This window comes from Butyrivibrio sp. AE3003 (genome assembly GCF_000686065.1).
In the GTDB taxonomy this organism is placed as follows: Bacteria; Bacillota; Clostridia; order Lachnospirales; family Lachnospiraceae; genus Butyrivibrio; species Butyrivibrio hungatei_A.
Genome location: NZ_JMLX01000001.1, coordinates 1,888,032 through 1,898,976 on the forward strand (window position 1 = coordinate 1,888,032; position 10,945 = coordinate 1,898,976).

General features: G+C 42.8%; 6 protein-coding genes and 1 riboswitch. Of the genes, 2 read left to right on the top strand and 4 right to left on the bottom strand.

Annotated features, from left to right (window positions below; all coding sequences use genetic code 11):
* Positions 1-99 precede the first annotated feature (99 nt).
* The 3 genes from CD00_RS0109130 to amrA form a co-directional block, all read right to left on the bottom strand.
* Complete coding sequence (locus CD00_RS0109130) at positions 100-5,019, bottom strand: carbohydrate-binding protein (RefSeq protein ID WP_026655691.1); 4,920 nt, start codon at positions 5,017-5,019, stop codon at positions 100-102.
* A gap of 777 nt (positions 5,020-5,796) precedes the next feature.
* Complete coding sequence (gene amrS / locus CD00_RS0109140; protein WP_026655693.1) at positions 5,797-6,645, bottom strand: AmmeMemoRadiSam system radical SAM enzyme; 849 nt, start codon at positions 6,643-6,645, stop codon at positions 5,797-5,799.
* A gap of 32 nt (positions 6,646-6,677) precedes the next feature.
* Positions 6,678-8,063 (bottom strand): AmmeMemoRadiSam system protein A, encoded by a 1,386-nt coding sequence (amrA, locus tag CD00_RS0109145; protein WP_026655695.1) that lies wholly within the window; start codon positions 8,061-8,063, stop codon positions 6,678-6,680.
* Positions 8,064-8,425: 362 nt separating this feature from the next.
* Positions 8,426-8,521, top strand: a riboswitch (THF riboswitch).
* Between the two features lie 64 nt (positions 8,522-8,585).
* Here amrA and CD00_RS17845 point away from each other — a divergent pair.
* Together CD00_RS17845 and CD00_RS17850 are read left to right on the top strand one after the other, a co-directional pair.
* On the top strand, positions 8,586-9,101 hold the full coding sequence (locus tag CD00_RS17845; RefSeq protein WP_034462053.1) for a folate family ECF transporter S component: 516 nt from the start codon (positions 8,586-8,588) through the stop codon (positions 9,099-9,101).
* 79 nt (positions 9,102-9,180) lie between these two features.
* Positions 9,181-10,377, top strand: a complete 1,197-nt coding sequence (locus CD00_RS17850; RefSeq protein WP_207640472.1) for a bifunctional folylpolyglutamate synthase/dihydrofolate synthase — start codon at positions 9,181-9,183, stop codon at positions 10,375-10,377.
* Between the two features lie 64 nt (positions 10,378-10,441).
* On the opposite strand, the gene CD00_RS0109160 is transcribed toward CD00_RS17850, so the two are convergent.
* Complete coding sequence (locus tag CD00_RS0109160; protein WP_330370483.1) at positions 10,442-10,870, bottom strand: prolipoprotein diacylglyceryl transferase family protein; 429 nt, start codon at positions 10,868-10,870, stop codon at positions 10,442-10,444.
* Positions 10,871-10,945: the final 75 nt, after the last annotated feature.

The following is a 10,945-nucleotide window of genomic DNA, read 5'->3' on the forward strand; positions in this document are numbered from 1 at the left end:
TTTCTTACCTTCTTTTAAAGAAGGTCATTAACCGCCCCTTTCTCTCTTTTTTATCTTTCTCTCTTTTTTATCTTTCTCTCTTTTTTATCTTTCTCTCTTTTACTCAAATACATAATCAATCTGGCTCGGCTCTCCACTTCCGATAATTCCGAATGTGGTAGACTGTCCGTTTCCAAGCGTAGAATTCCATGACATAGGAGTAATTACATAGTAATCACCCTGCTGCTGAATATTTACGCACCAGCTCTGAGTAATATTGATACCGTTTCTCTTGATTTTGAGCTTCCATGTGTTAACTGTATTACCTGAACTGTTGGTAACAGTAAAGTTTGTCTGATAACCACCCTGCCATTTGCTTGTATTTTGAGTAAGCTTCATGCCTGTCTCAACTACAGGAGGCTCTACAACTTCCTTATAAGGATTTACCTTCCAGGAATCAAGAGTTACAGCGCTTCCGCCACTTGGAACTACGAAGTAAATGTCCTTCTTTCCTGTGATATTCTTGGAAGCTGTGATCTTAAACTCTCGTGTGCTGCCGCTTACAGTTGCATATCCAATGAGGTCTCCGCTTGCTGAGCCAACTCTTACCTCAAATCTTGTAGAACCTGTTGCTCCGGCATTTACGATAAATTCTGAAATACCGTCAGAGAATACAACATTCTTTGCTACTGCATATCCGCCCGCACCAATGCTTACGCCCTGCTTATTAGGTGTAAGTCTTGCGTTGCTGAGATCTGTAGATGCCTCACCCTCAACAGTGTTGTAAGGATTGATATCTTCATAAACAGGAGGCTCAACTATCGTACCTGATGAAGGCATTGCCTGCCATGCATCAAATGTTGCGGCACCACCCTTTGCCTCAAAGTAAACATAATGCTTACCTGTGATATCTGTTGAAACTTTTACAAATGTTTCTTTTGTAATATCAGTACCAACGCTGATCGAGCCGATAGGTGTCTGCGCATCATCAATATAGATATTAAGCTTAACCTTAGGCTGTGATGCGCTTGCAAATACCTTGAATCCTGAAATGCCCTTCGAGAAGTCAATGTTCTGTACAAGGATATATCCGCCGTCACTGATAACTATCGACTGCTTGTTGGGTGAAAGCATTGCATTTGTAAGATCCTTTGATATTTCAGCTTCAACCTTATTGTAAGGATTTATTGTATCGCCTACAGGAGGTTCTACGATTGTTCCGTCAGAAGGTGTTACCTTCCATGAATCAAATGTTATGCTTCCGTCCATTATTGCTACAAAGTAAATATCATGTGTTCCTGTGATATTATTTGCAGCATTTACTGTTATATCTTTTGCATCTGTGCTAACTCTAAAGTTTGCGATAAGATCTCCGTCTGCCTTATCAAGTCTTGCTTCAAGTCTGTTTGCTCCGCTTGCTTTTGCATTAACTGTAAATTCCTTAATGCCCTTGGAGAAATCTACGTTCTTTGCTACTGCATATCCACCCTTCTGGATGCTTACAGCCTGCTTGTTAGGTGTAACCATTGCACTCTTAAGTTCTGCTGATGCTTCTGCTTCTACTGTGCTGTAAGGATTTACTGTATCACCTACAGGAGGTTCTACAATTGTTCCTGACTTAGCCATTGCATTCCAAGCATCGAATGTAACCGATCCGCCTGTTGCCTCGAAGTATACATCGTGTGTTCCTGTAAGGTCTGATGTAAGCTTAATGCCTGTTCCCGAAGCCATATTTGCGCCGACATTTGCTGTTCCAATCGCTGTCTTTGCATCATATCCGGACTTATCAATATAAACATTGAGTTTAACTCCGGGCTTTGATGACTGTGCATAAATCTGGAATCCGTTAAGTCCCTTTGCGAAATTAACGTTCTTAACTACTATATATCCGCCATCATTAACTACTACAGATGTCTTGCTTGGAGCAATCATTGCGCTGCTAAGCTCATCTGCTTTTTCTGCCTCTACCTTCTCATAAGGATCTACTGTGTCACCTACAGGAGGTTCTACGATTGTTCCGTCAGAAGGTGTTACCTTCCATGAATCAAACGTTATGCTTCCGTCCATAGTTGCTACAAAGTAGATGTCATGTGTTCCGGTAACATTCTTTGCTGCAGTTACTGTTATATCCTTTGCATCTGTGCTGACTCTGAAGTTTGCGATAAGATCTCCGTCTGCCTTATCAAGTCTTGCTTCAAGTCTGTTTGCTCCGCTTGCTTTCGCATTAACTGTAAATTCCTTAATTCCCTTTGAGAAATCTACGTTCTTTGCTACTGCATATCCACCCTTCTGGATGCTTACAGCCTGCTTGTTAGGCGTAACCATTGCACTCTTAAGCTCTGCTGATGCTTCTGCTTCTACTGTGCTGTAAGGATTTACTGTATCACCTACAGGAGGTTCTACAATTGTTCCTGACTTAGCCATTGCATTCCAAGCATCGAATGTAACCGATCCACCTGTTGCCTCAAAGTATACATCGTGTGTTCCTGTAAGGTCTGATGTAAGCTTAATGCCTGTTCCCGAAGCCATATTTGCGCCGACATTTGCTGTTCCAATCGCTGTCTTTGCATCATATCCGGACTTATCAATATAAACATTGAGTTTAACTCCGGGCTTTGATGACTGTGCATAAATCTGGAATCCGTTAAGTCCCTTTGCGAAATTAACGTTCTTAACTACTATATATCCGCCATCATTAACTACTACAGATGTCTTGTTTGGAGCAATCATTGCGCTGCTAAGCTCATCTGCTTTTTCTGCCTCTACCTTCTCATAAGGATCTACTGTATCGCCTACAGGAGGTGTTACGATTGTTCCGTCAGAAGGTGTTGCCTTCCAGTAATCAAATGTTGCAGTGCCATCCATCATAGCTACGAAATAAACGTCATGCGTTCCGGTAACACTTGCTGAAACATTTGCTGTTAATTCTTTAGCGTCTGTGCTGACCATATAGCTTGCAATGCGCTCTCCGGTAGGCTTATCAAGTCTGACTTCAAGTCTGTTTGCTCCGCTTGCTCCTGCCTTAACAAGAATTTCCTTAACTCCCTTAGAGAAGTCTACATTCTTTGCAACTGCAAATCCACCCTTCTGGATGCTTACAGCCTGCTTATTAGGTGTGATCATCGCATTGCTGAACTCTGCTGATGCTTCTGCCTCAACCTTCTCATAAGGATCTACCGTATCGCCTACAGGAGGCTCTACAACAGGAGGCTCTTCTGTTCCGTCTGAAGGTGTTACCTTCCAGGAATCGAAGGTCAGACTGCCATCCATAGTTGCTACAAAGTAGATGTCATGTGTTCCTGTGATATTCTTTGCGGCATTTACTGTTATATCTTTTGCATCTGTGCTGACTCTGAAGTTTGCGATAAGGTCTCCGTCTGCCTTATCAAGTCTTGCTTCAAGTCTGTTTGCTCCACTTGCTTTCGCATTAACTGTAAATTCCTTAATACCCTTTGAGAAATCTACACTCTTTGCTACTGCATATCCACCCTTCTGGATGCTTACTGCCTGCTTGTTAGGTGTAACCATTGCGCTCTTAAGCTCTGCAGATGCTTCTGCTTCAACCTTCTCATAAGGATTTACTGTATCGCCTACAGGAGGCTCTACAACAGGAGGTTCTTCTGTTCCACCTGATGATTCCACTGCACGCCATGCATCAAGTGTTATAGCGCCACCGTCTGCCTGAATGTATACATCATGAGTTCCCTTGAGCTCTGATGTAACATCCACAGTTGACTCCTTGGCAATATCTGTACCGACATTGATCGAAGCCATGGGTGACTTTGCACCATCAATATAGATGTTTAATTTAACCTTAGGAGCTGACGCTTTTGCAAGTACAGCAAATCCCGAAAGTCCCTTTGAGAAATCAACATTCTTGGTGATCACATAACCACCGTCTTTAACAACTACCGACTGCTTATTAGGTGATAACATAGCCTCAGCAAGCTCAGTTGCCGCCTCTGCTTCTACCTTACTATAAGGATTTACCGTATCGCCTACAGGTGGCTCAACTACAGGAGGTTCTTCCGTTCCGCCCTGTCCTTCCAGAGCCTGCCATGCATCAATCTGTACAGCTCCGCCATTTGCTTTGAAATACACATCATGTGAACCCTTGAGGTCCGATGATATCTTTACAAATGACTCACTTGACATATCAGTGCCAACGCTGATAGAACCTAACTGAGTATCGGTTCCGTCAACATATACATCAAGTTTAACCTTTGGTGCTGAAGTCTTGGCAAGTACCTTGAATCCCGAAACACCTTTTGACAGGTCAACATTCTTGGCTACAATATATCCGCCATCATTTATAAGTACCGACTGCTTGTTCGGAACAAGCTTTGCATTTTCCAATGTAGCTGCTGTCTCGGCCTCAACCTTCTCATACGGATTTACAGCTGTCGGATTTTCCGGCTGATCGGGGTTCTCTGGCTGTTCCGGAACCTCAGGCTGATCGGGGTTTTCCGGCTGCTCCGGATTTTCAGGCTGCTCCGGAACCTCAGGCTGATCGGGATTCTCCGGTTGGTCAGGGTTCTCCGGCTGATCGGGATTCTCCGGTTGGTCAGGTTCTTCTGTTGTTTCGCCGGCTTCAGCTGTCCAGCTGTCTACCAAGCTTGCGCCCATTGTCTGTACAAAGGCGATACTCTCAATTCCCTCCAGATTCTGTACATTAGCAGAGAATTCTTTATATTCTCCATCGGTTTTATTTATTCTTATAGTTCCTAAAACTTCTCCGTCCGCATCACCCTTCTTAACAGTGATAATGCCAGGAGAATCGGATTTAACCTTTACTCCTATCTTCGAAACTCCCTGTGAGAAGTTGACACTCTTCACAGTGAAGTAATTTCCGGATTCAAGGCTGACAACTGTCGCGCCTTCATCTTCACAAACTTCTTTTACATTACGTTCAAATTCAATCTCCGCCTGAACTGTACCGTACGGGTTAAGGCTTGGTGCCGCACTTACAGGTAAGCCTGGTGATAACAATCCTGTTGCTAAGAATACACTTAAAGCTACTGACAAATTTCGTTTCATCATAATAAAACCGTTCACCTCCTAGCCTAATAAAATTGTTTTGATTTTTACGTAAACGTTTTCGCGCCCGAGCACTTCCATTTTACCAGCGCATTATTTTTGTGCACAATGTGTAAAATTACCCAAATACCGCAAACTTTAATAGTGATAATGACTTAATCTCTCTGCGTTTTTAAGCTAGAATTAATGGTACAAAAGAGAAAACGTTAACTTAATAATCTATCGATATTTCAGTAATTTTCTCCTCGTATTCATCCGAACATTTTTCTCCTCATTTCAAACAAGAATGTATGACTTTTCGTAAAAGAAACATCAAAAAAAGTCATAAATTATATTTTACGAAAAAACGTCATATGACTTTTGGGGATAAAAATCGGCTAAAAAGTCATACATTTTTCTCAATATTTTTTGATAAAAAAAGGGTATATGACTTGTTTGTATAAAATACCCTCAAAAGGTCATGTACTCTGCGTTTGAGAAGTTCAAAAAGGGTAAAAAAACATGACTTTTTCGGACATAAATTTAGGATAAAGTCATACATCATTTTTTTCACCATGATCGACAAATAAAAAATGCATGACTTTTTGAAATAAAAACCTCCAAAAAAGTCATACATTTGCAGATTACTCTCATATGCCGGCAAGAAAACATTAAAAACCCATTTTGCGCCATATCGAATCGATGATTCTGTGAATCGGCGAAAAAGCAAATTAAAAAGCCGGCTAACCGGTCATACAGACTCGCCGACTTTTGCATAAATCTCACCGGTGTGCTGACACACTAGCAATTCCCCGTATAAACAATCTCAAGTTCTTCCCGCGCGACCTCGGCGAGTCGATAGACCTTTCTCACGTCGGTCGCGTCGCGGTCGGTCATCTTGAACCTTGGAAAAAATCTCGAAATATGAAGCGGTATGTTTTTTCCATTTGCCGCTTCAAGCCCATGTATCCATGCTGACATCTCGCGCATTTCTTCCTCGCTGTCATTCTCACCGGGAATTATCAGTGTTGTAAGCTCAACATGGCAATGCTTTACCGCTTCCTCAATAAACTCCATGACCTGCTTCCTGCTGCCCCCGAGAAGTCTATCATAATATTCATCCGTAAATCCCTTAAGATCGATATTCATCGCATCAATATACGGAGCTATCTCCGCAAGAACAGACAACTCGGCTGTTCCGTTAGATACAAGCACTGTTTTTAGGTCACGTTCTTTTGCAAGCTTCGCTGTATCAAGCACAAACTCATATCCGACAAGCGGCTCATTATAAGTAAAAGCAATTCCGATATTTCCCTGCGCCCTCATATCAAGCGCAACTTTCACAAGCTCCTGCGGCTTTACGGTCTCGGCATCTTCAGCATATCTCCTCGCTTCCTCTGACCACGAAATATCACTATTCTGGCAAAAAGGGCATCGCAGATTGCACCCGAAACTTCCTACCGACAGGATGTAACTTCCGGGAAAAAAATTGTTCAACGGCTTCTTCTCAATCGGATCAAGCGCAAGCCCCGACACTCTGCCATAGTTATATGCAATTACCTTCCCGTCCCTGACCGTTCTTGCGCCGCAAAATCCTATGTCACCTTCCGATAAGGAACAATGCCTGAAACACACTTGACATGCCGCCATAAAGCCTCCCGCTGCCATTATTCCACATTTCCTCAGAAATGCCTCACCACTTCAAACCTCTGCAATTTATACGGCTCATCCTCGAGTATTCCGCCCTTTTGCCTTGCTATATCGATCTGCTCCTCCACGGAATCTATACCGTCAAGATTTGGAAGCAGCAGCCCTCTCTTAACTCCGTGACTAACAATAACTCCATACTTCTTTACATCAAGCTTATCAGGTGAATCAATATCCTCAGTCTCCCCGAGTACATCAACACTTATATCAAGAAACTTAAGCTCGTCCTCAGTTATCGGATCAAAGCGCGGATCGTGCGTACTTGCACTTATCGCATTCTGAATTATCTCTTTTGCAATATTGTCCTGAGTTGCGGAGGTTGTACCTATACAGCCGCGAAGCTGTCCCATCTTGTGAATTGATACAAAAGTACCTGCAGCCCGTGTCAGAAGATCATCTGAAAGACCGTCAGGGACCTGAATCTGCCTGTGTTCCTTTACCCACGACTCAACACTTGCCCTCGCAAGCCTCACATATTCATCATTCGCGTCAGCTTTTTCCTTGCATTCTTTTTCAAGCTTTTTTTCATATTCTTGTAAAAAATGTCTACTCTCATCCGCTCCGTCCGGATAAAAAGTACAGATTCCGTAGCCCACTCCCGTTACATCCTCATGCGAAAGAGCCGTTGCCTTAACGCGAAGACCGTCAAAACTCCCAGCCATGATAACAAACGACCTGTGCCCACACTCTGCGGCAAGTTTACACAAGCTCTCATCAAATTCAAACAGCCTGCCAAACTCTGCTTTTCCACACACCTCCATTATGTTTTCATCATATTCGGGGCCCTCTTTTGAAAAACCGTAAGGTCCGTATTCCTGCAACTTATGCGAAAGATCGCCGCTTGCGATCAAAACGACTTTTTTTCCCGATTCATCGATAGCTTTCGCAATTATCTGCCCCAGCCTGTAATGATATGTCAAAGGAAGCCCCGAAAGCCCTATACGAATAATCTTTCCGCCACTATATTTTTTGCGTATGAACCACAAAGGAACCATGGTTCCGTGATCGAGGGAAGACTCCCTTTCCCCCATAGTTCCCGCGGGAAAATTCTCTTTTTCTGCAAGAAGCGCAATCGCATCTGCAAGTTCTGTGTCATACTCTTCGGAAAATCTGACTCCGGATGCGCCGAAATCTGCAAAACTTCCCGTTGCTCTGTGCCCCGGCGATATATGAAAGTAATCCGCATACATCACGGAATGCGGACTCGTTATGATGATAGTGTCAGGCTTTAAAGCCGCCACTTCTTCCGCGACCTTCTCATAAGCATTTGTTGTTGCAAGAATCTGTTTTTCTCCGCCTCTTCCGACTTCCGGAATTATAAGCGGTGGATGTGGAACCATAAAAGCTGCCGATACAGTCATTTTTGCCTCCTATCTGAAATTGCGGATTTCTGTAATTTCATTTAAAATGTCATGCATTAAAAAAATCTATGATCAATTATAAATGTGCATCACACCTACATTTCGACACATATATCATATTACGATAAATCAGCATTTGTCCACCTTAACGTTTATTAATATTCGTTATTTCCGTTAGTATAAAACATATTCCCACACACCACCGCATATATCATAATTCCCACACAATGCACAATCCCGCATATAACATGTTTTTAGTAAAAAATGCATGTAACAGGCGGCTATTCCTATAAATGTTTATGTATATTTATGCTTGATATTCTTTTTCATTCACCATATAATACAGACAAAATTAAAAAGAATGCAGAGTAGACTGTAAAGCGTCAAGTGCCGGGTGAACAGGGAGTTGTCATTCGGACGAAGGGTAATCCGCGGTTTTATGGTCGCATCCCGCTGCTACATAGTGAAGTGTATAACACCTCTCGTGTAGACAAAAGGAAGCTGCGAGGAGGTGTATTTTTTATGAAAAAATTACGTGACACAAACACACTTACTCTGGCCGCCATGTTAACGGCTCTGGGTATCGTACTGGGATTTCTCAAAATTCCCATCAACCAGATCATCGAGATCAGATTCGGCTCACTCCCGATCGGCATCGCAGGTATGTCGCTCGGCCCCGGTATTGCCGCTATCGTCGGAGCACTTACCGATATCGGAGGATATCTTGTAAAGCCTACCGGTCCTTTCTTTCCCGGATTTACTATTAGCGGAATCGTAAGCGGCCTGATCTTCGGCTTTATTCTTTACAACAAGAAACCTACGCTTGCCAGAATTATTGCGGCTGAAGCCGTTCACACACTTATCGTAGGCATCATCATGAATACCTACTGGCTCGACATGATGTATATCAAAAAAGGCTTCTTTGTGACACTTGTAGCAAGACTTCCCAAAGAACTTGTAATGCTCCCCATCAACATTTTGATGCTTTACATTGTTTTGGAAGCATTTGGCAGGATTAAGACTTATGCACGAGTATAATTATTCAGAGGCAATTTCTTTTTTTGAGAAATTGCCTCACTTTGAACCGCCTAAAACTAGTAATACCCCCGTAAAAGACATGTTTTCTCTGGACGCCGAGCTTGCTCTTCTCAGAAAACTGGGAAATCCCCAGATTGGGCAGCGCTATGTTCACGTCGCAGGCACAAACGGCAAAGGCTCGACTGCTGCCTATCTCACTTCAATCCTTATAGAATCGGGCTTAAGAGTCGGCACCTTCGCCTCACCCTTTTTATACCACTACAATGAACTCTTTAAGATAAACAATACTGCAATTTCGGATGAGGATTTTGCAAGGCTCTTTTCGCAGATAAAGCCCGCATATGACGAGCTTGCCGCCGAGAACATATTTCCCAGCGAATATGAGATTCTTACCGTCATGTCTTTTATTTATTTCAGCGAAAAAAACTGTGACATCGTCGTCATGGAAGTCAGCATGGGAGGCCGCGTTGATACAACAAACGTAATTCCCGCACCGCTCGTTACTCTCATTACTCCGATAAGCTACGATCACATGTCGATCCTTGGTAACACACTGACTGAGATTGCAACCGAGAAAGCCGGAATAATCAAGCACGGTACATCTGTCATCACTCCTTTTCAAGAACGCGAAGTCAGCAAAGTTCTTGAAGATTTTTGCGCAAAAAAAGCTGTTTCTTTGGCATACTTCACTGAGCCCGTCCCGATTGAACGAAGCTTGCATGGACAGCGTTTTGACGTAGACGGAACAACTTACAGCACAAAGCTTCTGGGAACCTACCAGATAGGCAACGCAGCCCAAGCAATCTACGCCGCAAGGAAACTTGCTCAGAAAGGATTTAGGATTTCCGAAACCGACATATCCCGAGGAATCGCAAATACCGAGTGGTTCGGACGTTTCACTGTTGTAAAAGAAAATCCGTATATCATAATAGACGGTGGCCACAACAGACAGGGCGCGGCAGTTCTTCGCTCATCCCTTGAAGAATACTTCCCGGGTAAAAAAATCACCTTCCTTCTTGGAATCCTCGCCGACAAAGAAGTTGATATCATCCTAGATGAGCTGATGCCGATTGCAGATAAGTGCTACGTCACAAGTGTTCCCAATCCAAGAACTATGGTTCCCGACGCCCTCGCCAAGATGATAGAAAGCCGCGGCGTTAAAGCAACTGTTTTGGAAAAAGATTATCCACTTGAAGACCTATGTAAAGACGAGACAGAAGTTCTCTGCATCGCAGGATCTCTCTATCTCATAAAAGATATTACATTGAAATTTTGAACAATCAGATACAGCGATTGACAACGCTCCCCCTGTGGCATACAGATTATATACTCTATTCCGATCATTCATCGGAATAGAGTTTTGCTATTTTGGCTTGTCTTCTGTTTAAGAAAATAAAAAGTACAACGATAACTACGCACATTACCTGCGTAGCTGTTATGACATGATAAAGATGCGCGTATCTGAGAAAATCTAAAGCAATCTTAGCTATAGCATATATGCTCGAAGCAACCAGCGGATTAAAACGCTTTTTGAAATATAAAACAATGGAAAATGCAAAAAGAAGCAGAAAAACTGCAGACTCTAACTTTTGAATCGGAAATAGATTTCCCTTGTCGGTATGGACACGCATAAATCCGTTATACGGAAGCCCTTCGCAACATCCCGCGAAAGCACATCCTATTTTTGCCACTCCGTACATCAACGGAAGGGCTACCACAAAGGATTCAAAAAATACTTCTTTATATTTGGGAGTTATCCTTGTAAATATATATGCTCCGTCTCCTTACGTTATTATGTCATCATTTTATTGCATATACACAATTCTTTCAAATGCCGATCGTGA